At 51.6% G+C, this 25676-nt stretch carries 24 protein-coding genes; 9 read left to right on the top strand and 15 right to left on the bottom strand.

What is annotated here, in order from left to right:
* Window position 1: 1 nt before the first annotated feature.
* Window positions 2–1354, top strand: coding sequence for an MFS transporter (locus SH580_RS06675; RefSeq protein WP_319834236.1), 1353 nt, complete (start codon window positions 2–4; stop codon window positions 1352–1354).
* A gap of 14 nt (window positions 1355–1368) precedes the next feature.
* Here SH580_RS06675 and SH580_RS06680 read toward each other — a convergent pair whose 3' ends face one another.
* The gene (locus SH580_RS06680; RefSeq protein ID WP_319834237.1) at window positions 1369–1644 is read right to left on the bottom strand and encodes an RNA recognition motif domain-containing protein; all 276 of its coding nucleotides are present in this window, start codon (window positions 1642–1644) and stop codon (window positions 1369–1371) included.
* 314 nt (window positions 1645–1958) lie between these two features.
* Between SH580_RS06680 and SH580_RS06685 the strand changes: the two genes are divergently transcribed.
* Both SH580_RS06685 and SH580_RS06690 read left to right on the top strand, forming a co-directional pair.
* Window positions 1959–3725: an ABC transporter ATP-binding protein gene (locus tag SH580_RS06685; RefSeq protein ID WP_319834238.1), complete on the top strand. Its 1767-nt coding sequence runs from the start codon at window positions 1959–1961 to the stop codon at window positions 3723–3725.
* 173 nt (window positions 3726–3898) lie between these two features.
* On the top strand, window positions 3899–4204 hold the full coding sequence (locus SH580_RS06690; RefSeq protein ID WP_319834239.1) for an HPr family phosphocarrier protein: 306 nt from the start codon (window positions 3899–3901) through the stop codon (window positions 4202–4204).
* A 263-nt stretch (window positions 4205–4467) separates the two neighbouring features.
* Here the strand turns inward: SH580_RS06690 and SH580_RS06695 are convergent, their stop codons facing one another.
* From SH580_RS06695 to SH580_RS06710, 4 genes are all read right to left on the bottom strand, one after another.
* Window positions 4468–4854 carry an RNA recognition motif domain-containing protein gene (locus SH580_RS06695; protein ID WP_319834240.1) on the bottom strand — a complete coding sequence of 129 codons (387 nt, stop codon included), beginning with the start codon at window positions 4852–4854 and terminating at the stop codon, window positions 4468–4470.
* A gap of 193 nt (window positions 4855–5047) precedes the next feature.
* Complete coding sequence (locus SH580_RS06700) at window positions 5048–5491, bottom strand: 23S rRNA (pseudouridine(1915)-N(3))-methyltransferase RlmH (protein WP_319834241.1); 444 nt, start codon at window positions 5489–5491, stop codon at window positions 5048–5050.
* Between the two features lie 30 nt (window positions 5492–5521).
* On the bottom strand, window positions 5522–6322 hold the full coding sequence (locus SH580_RS06705) for an endonuclease/exonuclease/phosphatase family protein (RefSeq protein WP_319834242.1): 801 nt from the start codon (window positions 6320–6322) through the stop codon (window positions 5522–5524).
* 7 nt (window positions 6323–6329) lie between these two features.
* The gene (locus SH580_RS06710; protein WP_319834243.1) at window positions 6330–7100 is read right to left on the bottom strand and encodes a hypothetical protein; all 771 of its coding nucleotides are present in this window, start codon (window positions 7098–7100) and stop codon (window positions 6330–6332) included.
* Between SH580_RS06710 and SH580_RS06715 the strand changes: the two genes are divergently transcribed.
* From SH580_RS06715 to SH580_RS06725, 3 genes are all read left to right on the top strand, one after another.
* Complete coding sequence (locus tag SH580_RS06715) at window positions 7101–8639, top strand: phospholipase D-like domain-containing protein (RefSeq protein ID WP_319834244.1); 1539 nt, start codon at window positions 7101–7103, stop codon at window positions 8637–8639.
* 142 nt (window positions 8640–8781) lie between these two features.
* Window positions 8782–8997, top strand: a complete 216-nt coding sequence (locus SH580_RS06720; RefSeq protein WP_319834245.1) for a dodecin — start codon at window positions 8782–8784, stop codon at window positions 8995–8997.
* 96 nt (window positions 8998–9093) lie between these two features.
* Window positions 9094–10713, top strand: a complete 1620-nt coding sequence (locus SH580_RS06725; protein ID WP_319834246.1) for a peptide ABC transporter substrate-binding protein — start codon at window positions 9094–9096, stop codon at window positions 10711–10713.
* 125 nt (window positions 10714–10838) lie between these two features.
* On the opposite strand, the gene SH580_RS06730 is transcribed toward SH580_RS06725, so the two are convergent.
* Together SH580_RS06730 and SH580_RS06735 are read right to left on the bottom strand one after the other, a co-directional pair.
* Window positions 10839–11693, bottom strand: a complete 855-nt coding sequence (locus tag SH580_RS06730) for a hypothetical protein (RefSeq protein WP_319834247.1) — start codon at window positions 11691–11693, stop codon at window positions 10839–10841.
* A 178-nt stretch (window positions 11694–11871) separates the two neighbouring features.
* Complete coding sequence (locus SH580_RS06735) at window positions 11872–12753, bottom strand: LysR substrate-binding domain-containing protein (protein WP_319834248.1); 882 nt, start codon at window positions 12751–12753, stop codon at window positions 11872–11874.
* Window positions 12754–12880: 127 nt separating this feature from the next.
* Here SH580_RS06735 and SH580_RS06740 point away from each other — a divergent pair, with 127 nt between their 5' ends.
* Both SH580_RS06740 and SH580_RS06745 read left to right on the top strand, forming a co-directional pair.
* Entirely contained in the window at window positions 12881–14320 is a 1440-nt protein-coding gene (locus tag SH580_RS06740; RefSeq protein WP_319834249.1) for a catalase, read from the top strand.
* A 12-nt stretch (window positions 14321–14332) separates the two neighbouring features.
* Window positions 14333–14836 carry an ankyrin repeat domain-containing protein gene (locus SH580_RS06745; protein WP_319834250.1) on the top strand — a complete coding sequence of 168 codons (504 nt, stop codon included), beginning with the start codon at window positions 14333–14335 and terminating at the stop codon, window positions 14834–14836.
* Window positions 14837–15043: 207 nt separating this feature from the next.
* On the opposite strand, the gene SH580_RS06750 is transcribed toward SH580_RS06745, so the two are convergent.
* From SH580_RS06750 to SH580_RS06775, 6 genes are all read right to left on the bottom strand, one after another.
* On the bottom strand, window positions 15044–16252 hold the full coding sequence (locus SH580_RS06750) for a carbohydrate porin (RefSeq protein WP_319834251.1): 1209 nt from the start codon (window positions 16250–16252) through the stop codon (window positions 15044–15046).
* Window positions 16253–16372: 120 nt separating this feature from the next.
* The gene (locus SH580_RS06755) at window positions 16373–17029 is read right to left on the bottom strand and encodes a cytidylate kinase-like family protein (RefSeq protein ID WP_319834252.1); all 657 of its coding nucleotides are present in this window, start codon (window positions 17027–17029) and stop codon (window positions 16373–16375) included.
* 39 nt (window positions 17030–17068) lie between these two features.
* The gene (locus SH580_RS06760; protein WP_319834253.1) at window positions 17069–18037 is read right to left on the bottom strand and encodes an ABC transporter permease; all 969 of its coding nucleotides are present in this window, start codon (window positions 18035–18037) and stop codon (window positions 17069–17071) included.
* Window positions 18038–18049: 12 nt separating this feature from the next.
* Entirely contained in the window at window positions 18050–19528 is a 1479-nt protein-coding gene (locus SH580_RS06765) for a sugar ABC transporter ATP-binding protein (protein WP_319834254.1), read from the bottom strand.
* Between the two features lie 124 nt (window positions 19529–19652).
* Window positions 19653–20612 (bottom strand): sugar ABC transporter substrate-binding protein, encoded by a 960-nt coding sequence (locus SH580_RS06770; protein WP_319834255.1) that lies wholly within the window; start codon window positions 20610–20612, stop codon window positions 19653–19655.
* Between the two features lie 58 nt (window positions 20613–20670).
* Window positions 20671–21582 (bottom strand): carbohydrate kinase family protein, encoded by a 912-nt coding sequence (locus tag SH580_RS06775; RefSeq protein WP_319834256.1) that lies wholly within the window; start codon window positions 21580–21582, stop codon window positions 20671–20673.
* A gap of 138 nt (window positions 21583–21720) precedes the next feature.
* Here SH580_RS06775 and SH580_RS06780 point away from each other — a divergent pair, with 138 nt between their 5' ends.
* Entirely contained in the window at window positions 21721–22818 is a 1098-nt protein-coding gene (locus tag SH580_RS06780; RefSeq protein ID WP_319834257.1) for a GntR family transcriptional regulator, read from the top strand.
* Window positions 22819–22845: 27 nt separating this feature from the next.
* Here SH580_RS06780 and SH580_RS06785 read toward each other — a convergent pair whose 3' ends face one another.
* Together SH580_RS06785 and SH580_RS06790 are read right to left on the bottom strand one after the other, a co-directional pair.
* Window positions 22846–24042 carry a PP2C family protein-serine/threonine phosphatase gene (locus tag SH580_RS06785; protein ID WP_319834258.1) on the bottom strand — a complete coding sequence of 399 codons (1197 nt, stop codon included), beginning with the start codon at window positions 24040–24042 and terminating at the stop codon, window positions 22846–22848.
* A 9-nt stretch (window positions 24043–24051) separates the two neighbouring features.
* The gene (locus SH580_RS06790) at window positions 24052–25674 is read right to left on the bottom strand and encodes an alpha-amylase family glycosyl hydrolase (RefSeq protein WP_319834259.1); all 1623 of its coding nucleotides are present in this window, start codon (window positions 25672–25674) and stop codon (window positions 24052–24054) included.
* Window positions 25675–25676 lie beyond the last annotated feature (2 nt).

The following is a 25676-nucleotide window of genomic DNA, read 5'->3' on the forward strand; positions in this document are numbered from 1 at the left end:
CATGAGCGATATCACCTCCACTCCTACCAAAAGCAAGCAGAGCCCTAGCAGTCTCGGCATCATTTTCCTAACGCTGTTCTTGGATTTGGTCGGTTTTTCGATCATCTTCCCGCTGTTTCCAGCGATGCTCAAGTATTACTTGCCGAGCGGCGATGGGGCCGAAAGCCTACTGGGGCAGCTGATCGCGCCGCTGACTAATTTAGCAGAAAGTAGCGGCGCGGCCGACCCGGAGTTTATGACGGCGGTGCTTTTCGGCGGCATCCTCGGCTCGCTCTACTCGATCCTACAATTTGTCTGTGCGCCACTGTGGGGTGCGTATTCCGACCGCGTCGGACGCCGCAAGGTGCTACTCATAACCATCAGCGGCCTCGGGCTCAGTTACATCGCTTGGTTTTTTGCCGCATCTTTCTGGGTGCTAGTTTTTGCCCGTGTGCTGGGCGGTGCCATGGGGGGCAATCTCTCCGTGGCCACCGCAGCTGTCGCCGATACCACCACACGTGAAAAGCGCTCCAGCGGCCTCGCGATTATCGGAATCGCCTTTGGGCTAGGCTTTATCGTGGGGCCCGCCATCGGCGGCCTACTCGCCAAGATTGACCTGACTGAGATCGCGCCCTCGCTCAAAGCCTTTGGCGTGAACCCCTTCTCGGTGCCTGCACTGGTCAGCCTTATATTGACAGTCATCAATTTGATCTGGGTCAGCCGCCGCTTTAAAGAGACCTTGCCCGAGTCCAAACGCGGCAAGCCCAACCCGGAGTGCAAAGGCTTAGCGGTCTTTCGCATCTTCCAATGCCCGGAACCGGCCACTCGTCGGACGAATTTCGTATATTTAATCTATATGTTAGCCTTTAGCGGGATGGAGTTCACCCTCACCTTCCTGGCCGTCGAGCGCTTCGGCTTCAGCCCCGCACAGAATGGAGGCATGTTTGTGTTTATCGGCCTCATTCTGGTGCTGGTGCAAGGTGGCATCGTGCGCCGCCTCGCCACACCGGTCGGCGAAAAACGCCTCGCCTTGGCCGGCTTGGTCTGCGGCGTCACGGCATTTCTGCTGATCGCCATCGGCCACGGCTATGGTCTATTTTTCACAGGCTTGGCACTGATGGCCTGCTCGATCGGACTCGCGTCTCCGACACTGAGCGCGCTGGTATCACTCTACTCCAATGAATCCGATCAAGGTGCCAACCTGGGCATCTTCCGCTCGGCCGGCTCGCTGGCACGCGCCATCGGCCCACTGCTAGCCGCCTTCACTTACTTCGCATACGGCTCTCAGAATGCGTATTTATTTGGTGCTCTGGTCGTGCTGGTCCCCCTGAGCATGGCAATTAAGCTACCTAAGCCTGTGAAGGGAAAGGAGTGATTTCGTCGCGCGAATCACTCCTCTTCGCTATTATCCCCGCTCTGACGCTCCTTCGCGACATTCACCACTAACTGACGTCCTGCCAACTCTTGTCCATCGAGTTGACGGATCGCTTCTTGCCCTGCGGCTTCATCAGCCATCGTCACAAAACCAAAACCGCGGGGGCGACCACCACCTGGGCGCGTCACAATGACAGAGTCCTCCACCACACCGGTTTGTCCAAAAATCTCACGGAGATCTTCGGCAGTGGCATCGAAAGAAAGGTTACCTACATAGAGTCGGACGGACATAATATTAAGAATTAGAAATTAAGAATTTGGAAATGGGAAATGGGAAATGGGAAATGAAGATTGGGAATGATGGACTGGCAATCTAATAGCGAAGCACTAAAAACCCTAGGCCAGCCACCTGAAAACACTGCGGCATTCCACGACTGACAACCTTTTATTGTAATTTACTCAGATTCAGATTTGCCAACATCAGCCATGGGGGCTTGCTTGAGAGCTTCACAGAGTCAGCATGCCGAAGGGCTAGGCGGCTCTTGTATCGATTTAAAACTGGGGGCGTAATGTGCTATAGCACGCCCCACCGACCACTGACGCACGTGAGCAAGAAAACTAAAAAGAAAAGTACGATCCTGCGGGTCTCCGCCTACCTGTTCCGCTACAAAAGCTTATTTTGGCTGACGATCGGGCTGGCAGGCAGTATGGCAGCGATGGAAATTGCAGTGCCTATTGCAATCCAGCGCATCTTCGACGGGCTACAGGCCACCGATGCCCTCGACGGCTTACTCTACGGCGTCGGCCTGATCGCACTCCTCTACCTAGGCAGCGAGGTTTTCAATAGCCTGCGCATTCGGGTCAACAATACCCTGGAACAACGCGTATTACTGGAAATGCGCCGCGACCTACACAGTAAACTGCTACGCCTGCCGGTATCTTTTTACGACCAACGCAAGAGCGGAGAAATCTCCTCGCGTGTGATCGAAGACGTAGCCGCGGTGGAGCGCGCCCTGCTCGACGGCACCGAACAGGGCACGGGCGCCATCCTACGCATCGTCGGCATCACCACTGTGCTCTTCATCATGCAGCCCTTCTTGGCCTGGTTCGTATTTCTCCCCGTGCCCATCCTATTGCTAGTGGGCGTGCTTTACTCCAAGCGCTCGCGCAAGGTATGGAAAAGCGTGCGTGAAAGCGCTGGCGAGCTCAACAGCTTGTTGGTCGAAGACATCCAAGGCAACCGCCTGATTCAGACCTTCGGCTTGCAAAAGCGTGAATCCGCTCGCTTCGAAACCAAGGCAGAAGACCTGCGCGCCAAGACGCTCTTCGCGATGTTCCGCTGGTCGCTCTACAACCCGGCCACCTCACTGGTCACCAAGCTGGGCTTCCTCAGTATCGTCGCGGTAGGCGGCTACCTGGTGCTACAAGACACCGCCGACTTCACAATGGGCAAGCTGATCGCCTTCTTCTTGTTGGCCAACATGCTCTATCAGCCCATCTCGCAGCTACATGGGCTCAACCACTTGATCGCCGCGGGGCGCGCCTCCGGCGAACGCGTGTTTGAAGTATTGGATGCACAAGTCGAAGTCGACGAACCAGAAAAAGTGACACCACTGCCCGCGGGCCCGATCGAAGTGACTTTCGATCAGGCAGGCTTTGAATACCCGGGCCGCCCCGCCGTGCTCGACCAATTCGAGCTGACGCTGGAAGCCAACAAGGTGACCGCCATCGTCGGCCATACAGGTGCGGGTAAGTCCACCGTGGCCAACCTCGCCATGCGCACCTATGATGTGAGCACGGGCACCGTTAAACTCTCTGGCGTCGACATTCGCGAGCTCAGCCTTAGCGAGCTACACGACAAAGTCGGCCACGTCGCGCAAGATCCCTTCCTCTTCGAAGGCACCGTGCGCGACAACCTGGTGCTAGCCAAAGCAGATGCCAGCGATGCCGAAATCGTGCACGCCCTGGAACAAGCCTGCGCGTGGGAATTCGTCGATGCCCTGCCCGAAGGCCTCGACACCAATATCGGCGAAAAAGGCATTCGCCTGAGTCAAGGTGAGAAACAACGCCTCACCATTGCCCGGGTCTTACTCAAGAACCCGCCGTTCGTCATTTTGGACGAAGCCACCGCCAGTGTCGACACCATCACCGAGCGCAAAATCCAAGAGGCTCTCGACCGCTTGGTGCAACAGCGCACTGTGCTGGTGATCGCCCACCGCCTCTCCACTGTGCGTCGTGCGGATAAGATCGTCGTGATGGAGCAAGGCCAAATTATCGAATCCGGCTCCCACGAGGCACTCATCGAGCAAGGGGGCCACTATGCCGACCTCTGGCAACACCAGAGCGACCTGATTCCCGAATACTCCAGCTAAACTGCAGGTTCAACCTTCAATGTTCCAGCTTCGGTCTTCTATCTACGTTTCCCCCTTGACGATAATTTTCCAGACAGGCTTAATTAAAAATCAACAGAGTTCACAACGATTTCAGCAAAATTGGATTATTTCTTGCTAATATCAGCAGTAACTCTTTTTTAACGGCACTACACATGAGCACACCAGAAACAAGTGACAGCAGCGAATCTTTACAAAAAGAACTCGTTGTACAAAATAAGATGGGTATCCACGCCCGTCCTGCAGCCATGATCGTACGTATTGCAAACACATACGGCGGCGAAGTTTGGGTGGAAAAAGATGGCGAGCAGGTCAATGGCAAAAGCATCATGGGCCTCATGATGCTAGCAGCGGGAAAAGGCTCCAAACTCGTAGTCCGCACCGAAGGTGCCGCCCAAGACGGCGAGCGCATGCTAAACGAACTTGGCGATCTCTTTGATCGTCGCTTCGAAGAAGCTTAGGCACAACGACTAGCGAAGCTCTTAGACCTCGTTGGCCACAAGCCACTAAACACGCAGGCAACGGGCCAAGAAATCCAAGCCTACGGGGCTTAACGACGCCTGGCCGCAAGCGCGTAGCAGCTGTCTCCGCTCTTCGAACAGAGGCAAGGGTGCCAGCACACGCCGCAGCCCACACATAAAAAACGGGGCTCGCTTACGCGAACCCCGTTGAAAGTGATTTATTTCCTCAAATGGAGGAAATGGTGTGATGAAACCAGTCGGAACTAGTAGCTATCACGACCACGGCCACCACGGTCTCCGCCGCGTCCGCCACGGTCACCACCGCGTCCGCCACGATCACCGCCACGGTTAAAACCGCCACGACCACCGCCACCGTAACCGCCGCCACCTTGTGGACGTTCTTCACGGGGACGTGCTTCATTAATGGTGAGGGCACGACCGAGGAATTCCTCGCCGTTCAGGCCTTCGATTGCTGCATTCATTTCTTCTGGAGTTCCCATCGAGACGAAAGCGAAACCGCGGGGGCGGCCTGACTCACGGTCTTTGACGATGAAAACGTCGCTTACAGTTCCGTGCGCTTCGAAAAGCTCGCGGAGATCACTATCAGTAGTGTCGTAGGACAGATTGCCTACATACATCTTTGTATTCATTTATTTACCTTTATCTTTGGGCTATCCCACTTGCTTCGTTGCTTTGAGTTTCGCTTGAATGCGAATTCGACCTGACTGAATACATTTTTACTTTATCCAACTGATGCTACCCATGCTCTGAATGTTAACATGTGTTATAGAAAGTGCATCCTTATCGTGACTTTTTTTAAAATTGCAAGACGCATTTTGTGAACTAAACGTGATGATATTTGGAGCCAGTTTGAATCGAAACGGCACGATAGAGCTGCTCACACACCAGCATCCGGGCAATCTCGTGAGTGAAGGTAAGTGGCGAGAGCGCAAAGAGCGCGTCGGCGCGCTGCTTCACCGAATCACTGAGGCCATAGGCCCCCCCGATAATAAAAACAGCTGGCCGGCCCTGCAGGGCATACAGCTCATCGGCAAGCTTCTGCGAGCTGCGCGTGACGCCCTCTTCCGCCATGGCATAAATGCGGGCATCGCTACGTTTACTCAGCGCTTCTAGAATGCGCTGCCCCTCGCTCTCGACATCGCCGTCCTTCAACTCAAGTAAGTCAAAATTCCCCTGCCGCTTCAGACGCTTGCAAAAATCCTCACACAGCGCCGCCAATGGACGATTTTTCATTTTGCCAATGGCAATTACGGTGTAACGAAACATTTATAAGAATTAGGATTTAAAAATTAAGATTTAGGATTTCCGCAGTATATCCAACTCGATAAAGACAGGGCGGTGATCGCTTACATAGCTACGCAAAACCTGACTGGAACGCACTCTGTAGCTTGGCGGCACAAAGATAAAATCGAGCCCATGCATCGGCAATAGCGAAGGAAACGTACGACACTTACGCCCAGTCGGACACAGCGCATATTCGCATTGATCTTGTAAATAGCTAAACAAGTGACGCACCGCATCCCCAAGCTTACCCGAGCCACTGTTAAAATCGCCACAAACGATGGGCGAGAGGTGCGGCGTCCCCTCTACAGTATATTTCTTATCATCCAAGAATTGGATCAAACGCTCAACCTGCTCAATCCGCCGTACCCGCGAGCGAAAATCGAGGTGTAAATTAACCACGGGCAAAATACCATGCGGGGTCTCCAGCTCAGCACACATAAAGCCCTTTTCGCCTAGCGAAGCGCGACCAAACGCCTTGTGCTCGGCATGCACGATCGGGTAGCGCGACAACAGACCGTTGCCATAAGCAAGTGGCAATTTACCCGCACGACGATTGTGCACTCCCAGATAAGCATGCGCATATTCCGTCTGTGCCTGTAGCGAATCCAGCAAATGAATACGTCGATTCCAATGCGAATCTTCATCGACCTCTTGCAAGGCCACAATATCGGCGCCCACTTGATTCAACAAGTGGGCGACCCGTTTGAGACTGCGCTCGATCCCACGCGCAGAGTGAAATCCCTGATAGGTGGACAAACCTCGCCCGTGCGCTATATTCAGCGTCAGCACGCGAAGCGTATCCGAACCAGGCATCGTGTAATTACGACTCGTTAGCGTCTTTGACCGACTTAGCGTAAAGCGAGACCGACTTAAACAAGCTATCGGCAAAAGAGGCGATTGTAACGAGGATCAGTTGCAACTCCACATCGGAAAAGCTCAACGACTCGCCCTCCTTGAATACCTTACGCTCATCGACCAGCTTGCCCTGTGGCTTCTCCGAATTTGATTCGAGAATCTTAATGGTTTTCAGCTCCAGCACCAATTCACCATTTTCGTCAAGTTGTGGCTCTTTGACCACGCCCCCTTGCTGCATAAACGCCTGCATGATGAATCCCAGCGAAATGATCGAATCTTCCAGCTCGCACATAATGCCATAGTCTTGTTCCAAACGGTTAAACTTTTCGTCCAACTGCACAGGAACAAAGGCCTGCTGTGCTTTCTGAGCCTCTTGCTGCGCTTCCTGGCTGACATTGGCATTAGCCTTCGTCGCCTTAACCAAGGCCAAGAAAAAGTGCGCATTATTCATCCCCGTCACAGCAAGATTCAAGCAGTCGCCGATCACTTGGCGCACCAATAAATCGCGCGCATACGCCTGCATTTGTTCAAAATTCTGATGGCTGGGCGCCGCAGGCATAATCTTCGGGGCATTCACACGCGCATTATACGCGGCCTCCTGCACTCCCTCACGAGCGGCGAGGTTAAATGCAAGCATGTCGAAATGACGCTGCAATCCAACCATGAACTGTTGAGCAATCTGTTGTAAATTGACCTGCTGAGGCTGGCCTTGATTTGGTTGTGGGTTTTCTGACATATGCTGCTTAAACAATCAAAAGTAAGAGCTGGCACAATACTTGATTCTAAAATTAACAATTTCGTCGCACTCGCAGCCGAACTGGCATGGAATTCAACTATGTGGTCTTGGGTAAATGAACAGATAGTCGATCCGCTGATCCAACTGCTCGGGGGCAGTCTCGTCTTTGTATTCACAAATTTCACAGCCATCATCGGCTTCCTGCTCGCGGCACTCATCATCCGTCGGGTCTTTGAAGAAAAGCGCAATCCCAGCAACTTCTTTGCCTGGTTTTTTATCGTGATCTTCATGCCTATCATCGGCGTGCCTCTCTACTTTATATTCGGAGGGCGCAAGAGCCGCAAGCTGGCCCGCAACAAACTAGAAGTCACCAGTCGCGCACTCGACATCGCCCAACAAACACAGCAGCACAAACATACGATCCAGCGCACCCATAGTCAGGGCAACCATTTCGAACTGCTGCCCGACGGCGAAACCGCATTCAAACGACTCTGTCACGAGATCGAGACTGCCGAGCACACCATCCATATCGCGACCTATATACTTGGAAACGACGAAACGGGTCACGCCATTGTCGATCGCTTGGCACAACGCGCCCAAGCCGGCATCAAGGTCCGGCTATTACTCGACTCACTCGGCAGCTGGAACTGCACCCGCGCAGCTCGCTATAAAATTCGCCGTGCAGGGGGTGAGGTCGCCATGTTCATGCCCGTCCTGCCAATCCAGACACAGACCTCTTCCAACCTGCGCAATCACCGGAAAATCGCAATCTTCGACAACTACCGCGCCATCACCGGCGGCCAAAACATAGACATCCGCTTCATGGGTGCAGAGCAGACACCCGGACGCTTTACCGACTTCAGTATAGTCACTCAAGGCCCCGCCGTGGCCACTTTCACCCGCACCTTTATCGCCGACTGGGCCTTTTCCCACAAGGAATCCCCCGCAGTGCACGAGGCATTGCTCCGCTACGTGCCCGAAGAGGCAGGCAACAGCACTACCGAAATCATCACCAGTGGCCCCGATGCTCCCAACGACCCGCTCTGGGAGCAAATCGTACGTATCATTCAAGAATTCAAACAAAGCCTCACCATCATCACCCCCTACTTCATCCCCGACGAAGTGGTCTTTCGTTCACTGATAGTTAAAGCCCACACCGGCCGCCATATACGACTGATCCTACCGCTCAAATCCAATCAGCGACTGACCGACATCGCTCGCTACCACTACCTCCGCGAACTCGACCAAGCAGGCATCGACATCCAATTCTATACCCCGCGCATGATGCACGGCAAACTCATCCTAGCCGATGGGATTGTGGCCATGACAGGCTCTGCCAATATCGACATGCGCTCGCTCTTCGTCAATTTCGAGATCGGTCAGCTACACTACACTCCCTCCGACATAGCCATACTCACTCAATGGGCCGAATCGCTAGAAAAAGACTGCATCAGCTACCGCGAAGCCATCCGAGATCGCAAAATCCTGCCCAACCGCATGCTCGAAGACCTTGTGCACCTAATTGCGCCCATGCTCTAACACCCCTCCCATGCGGCATCGACTCCGCTCCACACAGCACCCTACTGCGAACAGACATCAGCTTGCTTACTTGCGTACTGTTACACCCAAAATCCTTCACCACCGTTCGACTCATCGCCATTTTTAACATAGGCTGAGTGCTATGAGTGATCACGTATATAAAAAAATCGAACTCGTTGGCTCTTCAAAGGAATCAATCGAAGCCGCCGCCCAAAATGCAGTCACCACTGCAAGCAAAACTGTGCGCAATATGCGCTGGCTGGAAGTCGGCGAAATCCGCGGCCATATCGTAGATGGCCAAGTCGAGCACTGGCAAGTCGGCGTCAAAATCGGTTTCACCTTAGACTCCGACGCATAGAGCGCTACAGCCATCGACAAAAGACGACGCCACGAAACAGTCTCCCCGCCTTTCCTCTTGCGAGACAGGCACGCGCCATTTATCGCCTAGGTGTAAATGCGCATTCAATTTCTGCCCCGTTGCTTACTCTTATTTTCTGCCCTGACAAGCGCAGCCTTCCTCGGCTGCTCCAAAAACCAAAGTAACGTCGAAAAAGGCAACGCCGAGCAAGAGCTGTACATCGGTATCGGCACCGAACCAGAGGGACTCGACCCTCACATTGTAACGGGAGTTACGGAGCATTATGTGCTACTTTCCCTCTTTGAAGGACTCACCACCGTACACCCTGAAACACTAGCGATCGAGCCCGGCGTCGCGCAATCCTGGGACATCTCCCCCGACGGCTTACGCTACACCTTCCACCTCAATCCCAGTGCGAGTTGGTCCAACGGCGATCCACTTACAGCCGAAGATTTTCTCTTCGCTTACGAACGCATCCTCACCCCCGCCATGGGTGCCCCCTACGCCTACATGCTCTACTGCATTCGCGGTGCCGAAGCCTTCAATAAAGGCGAGCTGCAAGATTTCACACAAGTAGGTCTCAGCTCCCCCGATCCCCATACGCTCATGATCGAGCTTGAAGCCCCCACCCCTTATTTACTGAGTTTACCCACTCACTACACATGGTTCCCGCTACACAAGGCCAGCGTGCTCGCCCACGGCAGCATGACCGACCGCATTTCCAAATGGACCAAACCTGGAAATCTCGTCAGCAACGGCCCCTTCCAACTGGACACCTGGCGCCTCAACCACTCCATTCACGTCACAAAAAACCCTCACTACACCGCTCGCGACAGCGTGCGACTCAATGGCATTCACTTTCTACCAATCGCCATCGACGCCGAGGAGCGCGCCTTCCGCACTCACCAACTGCACATCACCAGCACGGTGCCCATCCCACGCATCGACTGGTACCGCGAAAACCAGCCTGAGCGCATGCGTTTCGACACCTACCTCGGGGTCTACTACTACGCAATCAACACCGAACGTGGTCCACTCAAAGACCCACGCGTGCGCAAAGCACTCGCGTATTCCATCAACCGCGAAGCCCTCACCGAGCACGTGCTCAAAGGAGGACAAAAGCCCGCCTACAACTTCACCCCGCCCAACACGGCTGGCTATACCGCTAAAGTCCAATTGCCCTACGATCCCGAACTCGCACGACAACTACTGGCCGAGGCCGGCTACCCGAGAGGCGAAGGCTTCCCGACCTTTGAGCTCCTGTTCAACACCAGCGAATCCCACCGCACCGTTGCCGTTGCCATCCAACAAATGTGGAAAAAAGAACTCGGCATCGACATCGGACTCTACAACCAAGAATGGAAAGTTTATCTCGCCACCCGCAAAGCACGCGACTTCGACATCGTCAGAGCCGCCTGGATTGGCGACTACGTCGACCCCAACACCTTCCTCAGCTTAACCACCAGCGATAACGGCAATAACCACACGAACTGGGGCAGCACGCAGTATGACCAACTCATCCGCCAGGCTGCCTCCGAACAAGACCCCAGCGCACGCTACGCCCTCTTCCAAAAAGCTGAAAAAATCCTGATCGACGAGATGCCGATCATCCCCATCTACTTCTACGTACGCAGCATGCTAATCGATGAATCTGTGCAAGGTTGGCACCCCAATATTTTGGATTACCATCCCTATCAAGATGTATGGCTGGACTAGACTCCACATCCCCTCCCCCCGTGCCCCAGTCGTTGGAACCGAAGCTCAGAGCGAATCATCCAGCAGTACAAAACATTCAGCCCTCCCCCAAAATAGAGCTATAAAACTGACTCATAGTGAGTCTCTCAATACAACGCACGCCGACGCACGACCATAAACGCGGCCCCCACACCTAAGATAAAAGCAAACGCCGAAGGCTCTGGCACTGCTTGCCCATAAATATCCAGCGCAACTTCATACCCAATATCATAGAAACTCTGTAAAGTCGTGTTGCTGAGCCAAGCCTCTCCAGTCAGATATCCGGTCATCAACTCGTTATCCAGCGTCAAACCATTATTGATACTGGTATACACGATACCATCGCCAGGATCGTCTCTAGAATCGGCCTCTTCATAGGTGCCCAAATCAACTCCCATATTCCAATGGCCATTCGCCGTTCCAGCGCCTCCATCTAATTCAACAGGTATATAGCTGGCTCCAGCTTGATCGAACTCAATTTGAAAGGCAGACAGCGCAGCGGCCCCGGTATATTGCCCCGTGCCCGAACTATAGACTCCATTTAATCCCCAGAGCGTTCCAAGCCCTAATACATGGCCAAGCTCATGTCGAATCACACTGTCAAAAATCCCAGCGGCAACCAGAGAATCGATATCCACAGTATCAAACGTCATATCCCCTTCTGTCGTCTCCACAAACGTGCCACCGAAATTACCATATGTTGGCCCCGCAGAACCTAATACGCCCCCTGCCCCGTCGATTTCGGATAAATTCACATTGACCAGCACTTGAGTGGGTGCGTTCAAGCCAGTGTCGCGATAGCCAGTCAACTGCGACTCCCAGAAAGATTCTGCTGAAGAAAATGCTGCTCCATAGCTCTCAATATCCTCGGAAGAAGTGGTCCCATAATCCAAAACAATATTAATGGCGGGGTATGCTGTAGAGGCCGCACAAAAAGTCAGAATCGGTATAGAACGAAACATAGAGGGGAGCTAAACTAGAAAAAACCACTTTGATATGAGTTCTGCCCATTGGTAGTGAGCAAACACTCTAAAGAACAAATCACTAGATCAGTAAACTCCACAATTGGCAAGCCATGTAGCCTCTCCATATAGGAGAATATTGCCCCATCCCAATACCTGCGAATTCAGGACGAACGCATCACATGCGCAGACCTTCGAGCAATTTTCTCGCAGCTTTAGAAAGTTGTGTGCCACTACGGTGCAGTAAGTAAATCTTACGAGTTGGCATCGGACTGGCAAATCGCCGTAAAGCGACGTTGAGCATCTTGCGACCATTCACCGCAAGCTCTGGCACCACCGCGATGCCGAGATTAGCTGCGACCATTGCCAGCGCAGTCTCCAGTTGATCACATTGGAGCCGAGCATGACACTCGTGAAGCCCACAAGCCCGCAACACCTGATCACGTAAACAATGGCCGTCCTTTAAATGAATCAATTCGTCCGCCCGCAGTGATTGGGTCGTGGGGGCAGCACTCTGCTGCGTCAATGGATGCCCTTCATAAGTGGCGAGTAAGAGGGTCTCACTAAAGAGTTGCTGCGTCTGTAACGAATACTTCTTCAGCTCCTTATCAGCAACGTCACTCAAGATTGCAAACTCAAGCTTTCCCGAAACAATTTCCTGTATTAAAGAACTGGTGCGGTCCTCGATCACCTCAATTTCTATACTGGGGTACTCACGCTGAAACTCAGTAAAAAGACGCGGCAGTAAATAAGGTGCCAGAGTCGGAATAATTCCAAAATGAACTTTGCCCAACTGCAGCTCACTGCGCGCACGCAGCTGTTCCCGCAAGATCGACTCTTCGCGCAATAAACGCTTTGCATGACGCAGCAGCAACTCTCCCCCTGCAGTCAATTCAATCCCGCGTGGACGACGCTCCATCAGCTGCTCCCCCACCTCTTCTTCCAAGGACATAATCTGCTGACTCAGCGAGGGCTGACTGATCGAGCAGCGTTTCGCCGCAGCACTGATCGAGCCCGCTTCGGCGGCCTCTGTAAAATAACGCAACTGACGTAAATCCATGCGACGAGTAAAACATAAACAACACACATAGGCAAAACCTATATTCAGTATTTTTCAAAAATGTTTTACCTATATCAATTCACTCGCATGATCATTGTCAGTTAAACAACTCAACCCATGAATCACTATGAGTAAGACACATAAACAAATGACAACTACGGCGGGTAATCCGATCGCCGATAATCAGAATTCAATGACAGCCGGCGCACGCGGTCCGGTACTGATGCAAGACTATCAGCTATTGGAAAAGTTGGCCCACCAGAACCGTGAGCGCATTCCTGAACGCGTAGTACACGCCAAGGGTTCAGGTGCATTTGGAAAGCTCACCATCACTCACGACATCACCCAATACTCTAAAGCGGCCGTTTTCTCTGAAATCGGCAAAGAGACAGAATGCTTACTTCGTTTCTCGACTGTTGCCGGGGAACGTGGAGCCGCAGATGCCGAGCGCGATGTCCGCGGCTGGGCCTTAAAATTCTACACTGATGAAGGCAACTGGGATTTAGTGGGCAACAACACACCCGTATTTTTTGTAAGAGACCCACTCAAGTTTCCCGACTTCATTCACACCCAGAAGCGTCATCCTAAGACCAATATGCGCAGTGCCACCGCCATGTGGGACTTCTGGTCCTTGAGCCCCGAAAGCCTGCATCAAGTCACCATATTGATGTCTGACCGCGGCTTGCCCAAAAGTTACCGCCACACCAATGGATATGGCTCACATACCTACAGTTTTATCAATGCAAAGAATGAGCGTTTTTGGGTAAAGTTCCACTTCAAGACCCGTCAGGGCATTGAAACCATGACCAACGAAGAAGCCGCCAAATTAATCGGCGAAGATCGTGAATCTTCCCAGAAAGACCTCTACCAAGCGATTGAAGACGGCAATTATCCGCAATGGGACTTCAAGATTCAGGTGATGCCGGAAGCGGACGCTGAGAACTACTCAATCAATCCCTTCGACCTGACTAAAGTGTGGCCGCACGCGGATTATCCTTTAATCGATGTCGGAACTTTAGAGCTTAATCGCAATCCGGAAAATTACTTTCAGGAAATAGAGCAAGCGGCATTTTCGCCCTCTAACATCGTGCCAGGTATTAGCTTCTCACCCGATAAAATGTTGCAGGCGCGCATCTTCTCCTATGCAGACGCCCACCGCTATCGAGTCGGCACCTGGTATGAATCGCTTCCAGTCAATCGCCCGAGGTCGGCAGTCAATACCTATCACATGGACGGCTCGATGAATGCCCACACACCCGCAAGCAGCGATGCCTACTATGAGCCCAACTCCATGGGGGGCCCGACAGAAGACGCCCGCTTTGCGGAGCCGGCACTGAAGATTTCCGGTGATGCCGACCGCTACAATCATCGCGAGGGCAACGACGACTACACCCAAGCCGGCAATCTCTTCCGCTTAATGAGCGAAGATCAAAAGCAACAACTGTGCAGCAACATTGCAGCCGCCATGCAAGGCGTGCCACAACACATCGTAGAGCGACAACTCGCACACTTCGACCAGGCCGATCCAGCCTACGGAACCGGCGTGCGCGCAGCACTTAAAGCATAGAGGCTTAAGATTATGATTACCGAAACCGAAGAAAAACGATACGTAGAACTGCAACAGATCGCGCTCGACGCAGCACGCGCGGGCGATGTGGAAACATTGCGTCCAATGATCCAGGCGGGACTCCCGGTCGAGCTCAAGGACAGCAAGGGAAATAGCCTACTAATGCTGGCGGCCTATCATGGCAATGTGCAAGCCGTGCGCATGTTACTGGCCGAAGGGGCCAACCCCGATGCACGCAACGATCGCGCACAAACACCTCTGGCTGGAGTCGCCTTCAAAGGCTATCTGGAAGTCGCACAAGTGCTGGTCGAAACCGGCGCAGATGCCAACGCAGATCAAGGTGGCGGACGCACACCAGTGATGTTTGCCGCAATGTTCGGCCACCAGACAATGGTCGAGTATTTGGAATCGAAGATCGAAACGAAGCAGCAATCGCGAATTTGGGGTTTGAAAGTCGATACCTTGGCACGTTTCACAAGTGGGTTGCGTCGCCTCTTTCGCTTCGCATCTGCCTAATCGACTTTTTGCAGCTGCTTGCTTTATTACATACGGAGATAAAGCAAGCAGCTGCCCGAACTCCTGGATTATCCAAGAAACAAAAAATGGGCCACTCCTCCGAATGGAAGAGTGGCCTCTTTTTTACTAGTTGGACTTGCCCCGGCGCGAACGAAGTACGGCCGCAGACAAATCCTTATCACCCCCAGTGACAAATGTTATGCGAGTCTAGAACGACATGCCGATCCATGCGCCAACAACGAAGGCATCATCGACATTACCATTTGTGCCTCCACCTGGATCCACGATATATTGAACCGCTGGCTGGATGTAGAAGGCTGGTGTTAACTGAATTCGATGTCCCAGTTCGAAGACCATTTCGGAATCGACATCAGCAAGCGTTACGTGATCGCCGTATTCATCGCTGACTTGACCATAGGTGGCAAAGAACACCGTGTGATCGTTTTCACGTCCGGGAATCAAACCCTTCCAGTTGGCACCACCGCTGATTTGGAGAGGAATTTTAGCAGATTCCTCTTGTGGATTATAAGCACCAAAGGCGAAAAGGCGCAGGCCTTCGGCCACCTCGACTTCACCATGACCGTAGACGGTCGTCATGCTTGAAGATTCACCACCATCGAAGTCAGTGTAATCATACACAGAATGAGCGACCCCAAAATAGAAGCGTGCGGGACGGTCAAAAACGTCTGGCGTCCAGTCGTACTGCGCCATGTAAGTAACGCCGTCATCACTATCGATCCCCCAATCAGTCCCTTTCAAGTGTGTGCCAAAAGGGTTGTCATTAATCTGGTATGCACCCAATTGAAACTGATGCTCATCACTGATCTTATACTTCGCACGTGCGCCCCACAGAGCGAGTGGGAAGGAAAAGATCTGTGCATTATCCAACATCATGGAACGAATCGGACCGTTGATGGACGTGCTCAGTGAATAACGATACAAATCGCTGTTGGCGAAATCCTCATCCATGGATGTCCGACCAAATTTAATCGCCAGGTTATCGCCAAACATTTTCTCCAGCCAGACTTCATACAACCAAGTGACCTGTCCATCAGCACCGCCATTGATTGTCATCGGGTCGTAAATGCCGCCTACGTTGTGGGAAATGCCGTTACCATGACGATTGACGATGGAGATTTTCCCAGTGGTGGTGTCCCAACCAAACATTTTTTCAAAATCCAATCGTACACCTGCATAAACTTGGCCGGTGAACTGATCATCGTGTTGAATCCCTCCACTAACGCTCGCTGCGGCAATGGAATCGTAATACAGGAAGGCATCGATGCCTTTATCTTCGAGGCTGGTGCGCAAGCCGCCCCAGTCCCCAGTCACCTGCTCGCGTTCATTCCAGGCCTCACCATTTGCAAATGCGATGCTGGTTAAGCCAATTAACATTGTAGTTGTTATTATTTTCATATCGTTATTCTTTGAGGTTTTTATTGCTTATTCGTTAGTATTTCCTTCGTGCCAGATGGGAAAATATAGAAAATTAAAATTGTTGGTGACTTGTCAGCGGACGGGCCGCCAAGTGGAATCTTAGCGACGGCGTTGGAGTGCTTGATCAATCGCATCCAATAAGAGAGGGTCGACCTCTTGTTGAGAAACAGTTTGAACCGGTGTGACTGGCTCAATGGACTCAAACATTCGAACGGCATCGAGCAGCCATTCATCGGTGGTTCGAACAGAAATGATCGCAGTATTGATCACCAAGTCGAAATCAGTCGCGTCACTGTCTTTTTTGTTATAAAACAACTTCACAAATTTCTTTCGAGCTTTGTCATCCAATACGATGCGCTCTTCGACTTGCTCAGGGTCATCACATTCTTCACGTGCCATCATGCGTTGAACACGCACCGCGAGAGGCGCCTGTAAGCGAACCTTCAATACATTACTGTAATCACTCAGAGCCGCATACGCACCTCGTGCTAGAATTACGGTCCGTCCGCGATACGCCAGGGCTTTCATCGTATCGTTCAACATCGAAATAACCTGTATGTTCTTCGAGTTGGTCAGGTCCCATAGATTGGGAGTCGAATTATAGAGCTTACCAAAGCGTGTGATGCCGTATTGCTCCAAAGTTGCTTGCAAGATGGCCTTATCGACCAGATCGTATCCCAGTGCTTCGGCTAAGCGTTTTGCGATTTCGCCCGCATCACTACCAATCAATCTAGAAATTGCTATTGTCGTATTCATGACATCTACCTCCTATGGCTTGTTAGATTAAATAAAGGCTCAGCTCACCTTGCGGTGTTGTAAGCAATCAAAGGCGACAGCGATCAAAAGGACGGAACCTTTGATCACCATTTGTGTAAACTCCGTCACATTGAGCAGCACCATACCATTGCTGAGCACTCCGAGGATCAAAACACCAGCCACCACATTGGAGATGCGTCCGACACCACCAGTGACACTCACTCCCCCCAGCACACAGGCTGTCAAAATCTCGAGTTCTAACATTTTGCCTGCGGTGACAGTCGCGGAGTTAGTTCTGGAAAGAATGACAATCGCGGCCACGCCGGCAAAGAACCCCGACAAAGAATAGACAAGGTATTTGACGTTCTTGACTTTAATACCAGAGAGTTTGGCGGCCTCTTCATTACCACCGACTGCATAGAAATAACGACCAAAGTATGTCTTATTCAAAATCAAGGCACCGAGTGCCATAATCACGATCATAATAATCACCGGAATGGGAATAGGGCCGATGTAGCCTTGGCCGATTACAGCGAAGGACTCAGGAAACCCATAGATGGGCAGACCTTTACTGATCAAGAAGGCCACCCCTTCAATGATAATCATCATTGCCAGCGTCACAATCAGAGGTGGCATTCCGATGTTTGCAATGATCCAGCCGTTACCGAAACCAATCATAGTCGCCATCGCCAATGTGATCACAATCGCCATCACTGGGTGCATCCCCGCGTTCACCATAAACCAGCCACAGACAACGTTGACCAGTGTGATCACCGAACCCACCGAGAGATCAATCCCTCCCAGCAATAAGACAAATGCGAAGCCGACCGCTGCAATGCCGAGCATTGAGACTTGGCGGGCAACGTTCATCAAATTCTGACTGACGAGGAAGTTCTCCGAGGCAAAGGAGAAGAACCCAATCAGAGCGAACAACACGATATAAATGCCGTTTTGTTTTGCGAAATCAACGGCTTTAGCCGTGCTTTTTAAATTTTCTAAATGTGCCATTATAGTGTTCTCCTATTTTTGAGATGCGAAATTCATGATAGTTTCTTGATTAAAATCTTTTCGGTCCAAGCTGCCCGATATTTTGCCGTCGCATAAGACGACGATCCGGTCGGACATGCCCATCACTTCCTCCATCTCGGAGGAGATCATCAGCACGGACTTGCCGTCCTCGACCAGTGAATTGACCAGTGCGTAAATTTCCGACTTGGCCCCCACATCGATACCACGGGTGGGTTCGTCAAAAATCACCAAATCCGGCTCTGAAGCCAACCAGCGTGCAATGATCACTTTCTGTTGATTACCACCGCTCAAATTTTTAATCTTCTGCTCAATCGAAGGCGTTTTAATGCGAATCGATTCGCGGTATTGATTGGCGAGCCGCACTTCCTCCTTCTTATCGACGATGAAGAAACTGGAGATCCGCTCCAAAATTGCCATGCTCGTATTGCTACGAATAGTCATGTCTAACAAAGCCCCCTTGCCTTTGCGGTCTTCGGGAACCAGCGCAATGCCACTGTCAATGGCATCTCTTGGGCTCTTGGGGCTCACTTCATTGCCGCGAAGACGCACACTGCCACCAGTCTTCTTGGCGGCCCCGAATAGTAACTCTGCAGTCTCCGTGCGCCCCGCACCAATCAAACCAGCAAAGCCAAGCACTTCGCCCTTTTTAATTTGAAAACTAATATCGCTCACGCCGTTACCAGAGAGATTCTGCACATCCAGCATCACCTCATCTGAGATACAGGCCTTACGCTCAGGATAGGTCTCTTTTAATTCGCGCCCCACCATCAACTTTACGAGGTCATCCATATTGGTCTCGTCGGTCTTCACAGTCGCGATTTTTTGCCCATCTCTCAGCACCGTAATGCGCTCCGTCAATCGGAAGATTTCCTCCATGCGGTGCGAGATGTATATAATCGTCACTCCCTTCGCTTTCAGTTTCTCGACGACTTGATAGAGACGCTCCGCTTCGGCTGAAGTGAGCGGCGCCGAAGGCTCATCCATAATCAATACTTGCGCATTCTGGGACAAGGCTTTGGCGATTTCCACTAACTGCTGATAACCGACGGTTAAACTACTGACCAGGGCGTATGGATCGATATCAATATTGAACTGTTCAAAGATCGCAGCGGCCTCACGAGCCATCGCTTTTTTATTAATAATCAGGCCTTTGCGGATGGCTCGACCGAGAAAGATATTCTCTGCCACGGACAATTCGCCAACTAAATTAAATTCCTGATAAATAACGCCGATTCCGTGTGCTTCAGAAATCTGTGGAGTCAGTGCAGTAAAGGATTCTCCACCGATGACGATATTACCGGAATTTGGTTTCACTGCACCCGTGCAACTCTTGATCAGAGTCGATTTGCCAGCACCGTTTTCACCAACCAGGGCATGTGCTTCTCCTTTGACAAAATCGATACTGACATCGTTGAGCGCAATGACACCAGGGTATTTCTTCGTTATATTCTTTAACTCTAGAATATTCATGTCTGCTTTGTATTGGGGGGGGGGATAAGATGAGAGGAAGATAACAGGCTGGCGCTGGACACCGGTGAGGCATGCTCAGATGATAGCCCCAGCGCCAACCTGGAATTGAAGACTGCGATGTGGCTTATTTGCCTAAGTAATCATCCACATTGTCGTGGGTGACGGGGATGAACTCGCGGTAAATTTCCTTGGTCGCGATCGGTTCGCCGGATTGAAGCAAGCTCACCATTTCCCAGATTTCCTTAGCGATGTCGGTGTTGGTGCCAGTGACTGTCACAGTCATACGGATACCTTCATTGTTCTTCATCGCCGACAATTCCGGCTGCGTTGCATCGGCTGCAAAGATGCCGAAGTCATCGGTAATCTTCCCAGCAGCTTTAGCGGATTCGTTCGCACCGACCGAGCCACCGCCACCGATGGAGCAAACGACTTTAACGTTTGGATTGGATTGAAAGATCGTTTCCATCTTTGCAATACCTTCCTTGGTATCGATCGCGCTACTTTCAGCCACAATCTTCGCATTAGGAGCGAGTTTCACGATCGCATCGCGAATACCATTTCCACGCTCCAAAAGAATTGGCAATTGCGGGTAGTTCAAAATGGCGACTTCGGCACTGCCACCAAGCTTTTCATTGATCCATTTGGCAGCATGCTCACCGATGGTGTATCCCAACTCGTGATTATCAATCAACCATGCCAAGTCAGCATTCTTTAGGTTATCATCCCATGCCAACACCTTGATGCCGCTCGCACGGGCTTGCTTTAAGGCAAACTCCACGCCTTCGGGATCGGCTGGGTGAATGATGATGACATCCACACCGCTGGAGATGAAATTCTCAATTTGTGTGATCTGCTTACTCACATTACTATCGCAAGCCACATAATTAATACTTCCACCTTGAGCTTTGACCTCCTTCTCAATGGACTGACAATAACCAGCCCAGGTCGGGTTACTCAAAGACTGCACGGTCATACCAATACGGACTTTTTTCTCTCCGTTGGCAGCGCTCTCATTTTTAGGGCCACATCCGATAATCAAAAATGCCGTGGCAATGATTAGGAATCCAATTAATATTCTTCTCATAGTATTAGGGGTTTTAGTGTTCATGTTTATATATTTAGACGAAATGAAAGTTCGTGAATCACAGCTGACAAGCCGCCGACTTGATTGCTGGCCCGATCAGTTTTTCGGGTAGCGTGGGAGTCGCCCCCTTTTGGCCACAAACATAGGCAGCCACGGAATTGGCAAAAGCATTGATCTCGCTCAAAGGCCAATTCTGCAAAAGCCCGACACAGAGTGCTGCTGTAAATGAGTCGCCTGCACCAACGGAATCAACAACAGTCACTGGCAAGCCAGCATGCACATCCTGCGCATTCGCACAGCAGAGTACACTCCCCTCGTCGCCACGCGTATAAGCGACCAAGTCCAGCTTAAATAAGGCACGCAAGCCCTCAAGCTGCTCGAACACAGTTCCTTGCAGCTCAAAGGACTCGGCCAATTGCGGCAACTCCTCGTCACTTAACTTCAAGACTGTAGCGCGCTCTAAACATTCCTCGACAAGCGCCTTGGAATAATAAGATTGGCGCAAGTTAATATCAAAAATCTTAATCGTCTGCGATGGCATCAAATCCAAAAAGCCCTGAACTGCACGTCGAGCTGGCTCGCAGCGCTGCGAAAGCACTCCAAAACATACAGCGTCCACCGAGGGTGCCAACTCGGCTAATTCTTCAGTCAGTTCCAAATGATCCCATGCAACATTCTCGATAATTTCATATACTGGCTTACCATGCTCACTAAGACTTACCAATACTTGGCTAGTCGGCCAAGCCGCGGTCTCTTGCACATAAGTCAGATCGATTCCTTTTGCTTCAAGTTGACGACGCGCCGCCCGCCCTAATGCATCTGCACCCAGCGCGGAAACAGGATATGCACAGGCACCTAATTGATGACAATGATAGGCGAAATTCGCGGGCGCGCCTCCGAGACGCTTGCGTGCAGGAAACACATCCCAGACGACTTCACCAAGTCCAACGATTTTATATGAGGTATTCACGGTAGTAGGGGTTTGTCAGCGTATCGAATATTCGACGGGGGTTGCTGAGGTAAATCATCAAGCCATCACACAATATATATGTAAAACAAATAAATTACAATTGACCAAGTTAGAGCTTACATTTAACTTACATTGCAAATGACAAATGCCAAGCCACTTTATCTTCAAATCTACGACGACCTACGCATATCGATACGCAATCAAAGCTATAGCCCGGGCGATCTACTCCCGAGCGAGAAATCGATTTGCGAACGCTATAGTGCCTCTCGCCCGACCGTGGCTCGAGCACTCAAAATGTTGAGCGAAGAAAAATTAATCGAACGCCGTGCTGGATTCGGCACGCAGGTATTGGCACCCGAGCAGTCAAGCCTGACAGCGGGCCTACTCCTACCCCAAATTATGGAGACCGAAATATTCCAACCAATCGCCGCCAGCATAATTAATGCAGGTATCACATCCGAACTGCAGATTAGCAGTCCCTATGAATTAAATCGCCCACAAGATCGCAAAGCCGTCACACTCTCCCAAGCGGAACAATTCATCCACAAAAAAGTCAACGGGGTCTTTTTCGCGCCACTTGAAAATATCCCAGACCCGCAGTCCTTCAATCGCAGCGTCATCGATCGACTCACAAGTCAAGGCATACAAGTGGTGCTGCTGGATCGCGACATATATCCTTGGCCCCGCCAAACGCCCTACGATTTAATTGGCATCGATAACATCGAAGCCGGCTACACCATGGCCAATCACTTACTGGAGATGGGTTGTCACCAATTAGCCTTTGTCTCTCAGGAGAACCCGGCGATGACAGTCAAATTGCGAAAAATCGGCACCCGCGAAGCACTCATACACAATGGTTTGTCCGCCCGCAGCTTACTACGTATTCACTATGATATTGAGCAACCAGCCGAAGCGGCCAAACAACTGCTCAAGGCAAATGTAGATGGTATTCTTTGCTCCAACGACGCAACTGCCGCCTCAATTCTACGAGCCATGTTTGACCTGGGTGCCCGAATACCTGAGCAAATCAAAGTCTGTGGCTTTGATGATGTCAAATACGCCAGCCTCTTAAGCATACCTCTCACTAGTTATAAACAACCCTGCGAAGACATCGGCCGCATCGCCGTTGAAACAATGATCCACCGCATTCAGCACCCGGAGAGCCCCCCGCATCGCATTGCTCTCCAAGGTAATCTGATCGCACGCAGCTCTACCGCAAGATGCCGCCCACAATAACGCTCCATGGCGAAACACCGCTTGCCTTTATTCAGTCACTTCAAAGGCAAGCAGGGTCACATCATCCTGCTGCCCCATTCGCCCCGCATACTCCGAAACTTGCTGAAACACAGACTCCAAGCTGGCCTGAAGCGGCAGCGAGGCACAGGACGCAATCATTCGCTCAAGACGCTCAAATCCTAACTGCTGGCCCGCGGAGTTCTCGGCTTCGACCGCACCATCGGTAAAAGTGTACACACGGTCTCCCCGCTCCAATTCGATCGCACGATTCTCCGCGGCAGCGCCCCCGGGCAGCCCCATCACCATGGAGTTTGGCAAGGCGACTGACTCGATCCTTCTATTGCCAGAACGAAGCACCAGTAAATGTGGATGCCCGGTATGCGAAATCCGAAGCGTACAGGACTCCCCCACTTCACCTGGCTCAAAATGCCCAGCGATTCCAGTAATAAAGCCACCTCGCAACTGACTACTGATCTGGCTGTTCACAACATCCAAAAATGCTGCAGGCGAACGCTGATAATCGATCGCAGCCTGAGCGGTCATGTATTTCAAAAGCACTGTATAAAAAGCCGCCTGCACCCCATGCCCACAAACATCACCCATAAAAAAAAGTAGGTCGTGATTCGGGTTTCTGGGAAAATTAATAATATCGCCGCCAACGGCTCCCATCGGTTTCCACACATAGGCGAGCTCAATCCCCGCGACTTCAGGTATCCGCCCGGGGATCATCACCGTCTGCACGCGCTCGGCACTATGATAATCATCGAGCATGGTTTCGTTGGCTTCGCGCAACTGCTCTTGCATCCGGCACTGCTCCGTGACGTCGCGGGAAATACCCAGTATCCCCACCGCCTCACCAGAGTCCAAACGCAAGGGAACCTTCGACACAGAAACCCACGAAGTTCGACCATCCAGCCAGATCTCCTTCTCGACTCGATTTACGACAGGCGTGTTGCTACGTAAAATTTCCTGTTCTTCGCTATAGAAAGAATCCGCGATCTCTTTATCGTAAAAATCGAAATCGCTCATACCTTCAAGATCCGACCGATGCGCATGACCATGCACTCGTGCAAGTGCATCGCTTACAAAAACGAAACGTCCCTTAGTATCCTTAATATAGATGCGGTCGGCGATCTGCTCCATGATCGTCTCAAATAGACGCTTAAAGGAGCTTCGAATATGCGCCGCACTTTGCTGAAAATCTTGGTCTGTTTCGTTTCGCATAGGCAGCACTCACTCGGTTTGAACTTCCACAATACTGTAGCTGAAGCGCTCGACGTCAACACGAAGCATCCCCTGTCCGCCTGCCCATTGACAGCCTTGGTTGAGCAAAAATTCGCCCAAGCTACCATCGACTGCCAACGAAATCGACTGCCTGACCGCTGAAGGATTCAATGCAATCAGATAACGCAGCCCATTCAGTTCGCGCATGTAAACCATCGGATACGATTGTTCCACCGGATTCAAAATAGTATAGCTCCCCTCAGAGCCGAGTGCCGGATGACTCTTTCGAAGCCGCACCAACTCACGTACAAAATGCAATAACGAATTCGGATCCGCCTCCTGCTTCGCGACAGTTGGCCGCTCCGGATCGGAATCGATCGGCAGGTATAATTCGCTCTCACTGGCAGTGGAAAACCCGGCGTTATCAGAATCATCCCACTGCATTGGCGTACGTGTGCCTGCACGTTCCCCTAAATCCAAAGTACCGGCATTGGCAGCGGTGATCCCCTGTAGCGTCGAGCCTTCCTTTGCGGGCGCATCTTCAACATAGCGCATACCAATCTCTTCACCGTAATAGATAGTAGGCGGCCCCGCTTGCGTCATAAAAAACACCCATGCGCAACGCAACTCATCCCAGGAACGCGCCCCACAGCGCAAGCGTTGAAAATCATGATTAGCAACCGGCAGAGAAACGAAGCCCTGACCACGCGTGCCGTCGAGCTGCTCAGAATATGCTTTTCGGAAAACCTCCAAACTTCCGCGACCTTCGCGATCGAAATAACAAGGCCCCTCTTTATTCGGAATGGCACCGACTCCATTAAAAAACAAGGAGGGATAGCCTGGCACATTGAAGTGCATGATAAAATCCAGATCAAAGCCCGCATTAATGGCCTGAACTGGATGGCTCCATTCCGCGAATAAAAGTTTATCTGGATACGTCGCATCAATCCAGACACGCATTTCCTGCCACAGCCGGATCGTTTCGGCCAATGCCTGCGGATCGCTGGGTTTAACCATCGCCCCCGCCATGTCCACACGAAATCCATCACAGCCACGATCAAACCAGTAAGCCATAATCCGTCGCAACTCTGCACGATTTTTTTGAGGCCCTGGCGCATCAACAGAATCCTGCCAGGCTTCCGTGGGCACCGCGTATCCAAAATTTAGCGCAGGCTGATACCAGAAAAAGTTAGATACGAAATCTCCCTTCTTCGGTCCCAGCTTGGGGTCGAAATCGCGATTCTTCCAAATGTATCGATTAGCCTCTGGGCTTTTCGGATTCGCCGCCTCTTCCAGAAACCATGGATTATCCATCGAAGTGTGCCCTGCCACCAAGTCCAAGATCACCTTGATCCCGCGAGCGTGCGCCGCTTCCACCAAATCGGAAAGATCAGCCTCATCGCCATAGCGTGGCGCTATCTTATAAAAATCGCGAATATCGTAGCCCGCATCCCCAAACGGTGAATCGAAACAGGGATTGAGCCAGATCACATCCACTCCGAGTTCTTGAATATAATCGAGACGGCGCACCAGCCCCTGAAAATCACCAATCCCATCTCCATTGCTGTCCTGGAAAGTTTGTGGATATACTTGATAAATGATGGCGTCTTTCAGCCAAGAATTGGAGCGCATAA

The organism is Coraliomargarita algicola, from assembly GCF_033878955.1.
Classification (GTDB): Bacteria; Verrucomicrobiota; Verrucomicrobiia; order Opitutales; family Coraliomargaritaceae; genus Thalassobacterium; species Thalassobacterium algicola.

Excerpts from the sequence above, each read along its gene's own strand:
- SH580_RS06675 (WP_319834236.1), top strand. The coding sequence starts at position 2 with ATGAGCGATATCACCTCCACTCCTACCAAAAGCAAGCAGAGCCCTAGC.
- SH580_RS06680 (WP_319834237.1), bottom strand. The coding sequence starts at position 1,644 with ATGTCCGTCCGACTCTATGTAGGTAACCTTTCTTTCGATGCCACTGCC.
- SH580_RS06690 (WP_319834239.1), top strand. The coding sequence starts at position 3,899 with ATGAGCACACCAGAAACAAGTGACAGCAGCGAATCTTTACAAAAAGAA.
- SH580_RS06695 (WP_319834240.1), bottom strand. The coding sequence starts at position 4,854 with ATGAATACAAAGATGTATGTAGGCAATCTGTCCTACGACACTACTGAT.
- SH580_RS06700 (WP_319834241.1), bottom strand. The coding sequence starts at position 5,491 with ATGTTTCGTTACACCGTAATTGCCATTGGCAAAATGAAAAATCGTCCA.
- SH580_RS06705 (WP_319834242.1), bottom strand. The coding sequence starts at position 6,322 with ATGCCTGGTTCGGATACGCTTCGCGTGCTGACGCTGAATATAGCGCAC.
- SH580_RS06710 (WP_319834243.1), bottom strand. The coding sequence starts at position 7,100 with ATGTCAGAAAACCCACAACCAAATCAAGGCCAGCCTCAGCAGGTCAAT.
- SH580_RS06715 (WP_319834244.1), top strand. The coding sequence starts at position 7,101 with ATGCTGCTTAAACAATCAAAAGTAAGAGCTGGCACAATACTTGATTCT.
- SH580_RS06720 (WP_319834245.1), top strand. The coding sequence starts at position 8,782 with ATGAGTGATCACGTATATAAAAAAATCGAACTCGTTGGCTCTTCAAAG.
- SH580_RS06725 (WP_319834246.1), top strand. The coding sequence starts at position 9,094 with ATGCGCATTCAATTTCTGCCCCGTTGCTTACTCTTATTTTCTGCCCTG.
- SH580_RS06730 (WP_319834247.1), bottom strand. The coding sequence starts at position 11,693 with ATGTTTCGTTCTATACCGATTCTGACTTTTTGTGCGGCCTCTACAGCA.
- SH580_RS06735 (WP_319834248.1), bottom strand. The coding sequence starts at position 12,753 with ATGGATTTACGTCAGTTGCGTTATTTTACAGAGGCCGCCGAAGCGGGC.
- SH580_RS06740 (WP_319834249.1), top strand. The coding sequence starts at position 12,881 with ATGAGTAAGACACATAAACAAATGACAACTACGGCGGGTAATCCGATC.
- SH580_RS06745 (WP_319834250.1), top strand. The coding sequence starts at position 14,333 with ATGATTACCGAAACCGAAGAAAAACGATACGTAGAACTGCAACAGATC.
- SH580_RS06750 (WP_319834251.1), bottom strand. The coding sequence starts at position 16,252 with ATGAAAATAATAACAACTACAATGTTAATTGGCTTAACCAGCATCGCA.
- SH580_RS06755 (WP_319834252.1), bottom strand. The coding sequence starts at position 17,029 with ATGAATACGACAATAGCAATTTCTAGATTGATTGGTAGTGATGCGGGC.
- SH580_RS06760 (WP_319834253.1), bottom strand. The coding sequence starts at position 18,037 with ATGGCACATTTAGAAAATTTAAAAAGCACGGCTAAAGCCGTTGATTTC.
- SH580_RS06765 (WP_319834254.1), bottom strand. The coding sequence starts at position 19,528 with ATGAATATTCTAGAGTTAAAGAATATAACGAAGAAATACCCTGGTGTC.
- SH580_RS06770 (WP_319834255.1), bottom strand. The coding sequence starts at position 20,612 with ATGAGAAGAATATTAATTGGATTCCTAATCATTGCCACGGCATTTTTG.
- SH580_RS06780 (WP_319834257.1), top strand. The coding sequence starts at position 21,721 with ATGACAAATGCCAAGCCACTTTATCTTCAAATCTACGACGACCTACGC.
- SH580_RS06785 (WP_319834258.1), bottom strand. The coding sequence starts at position 24,042 with ATGCGAAACGAAACAGACCAAGATTTTCAGCAAAGTGCGGCGCATATT.
- SH580_RS06790 (WP_319834259.1), bottom strand. The coding sequence starts at position 25,674 with ATGCGCTCCAATTCTTGGCTGAAAGACGCCATCATTTATCAAGTATAT.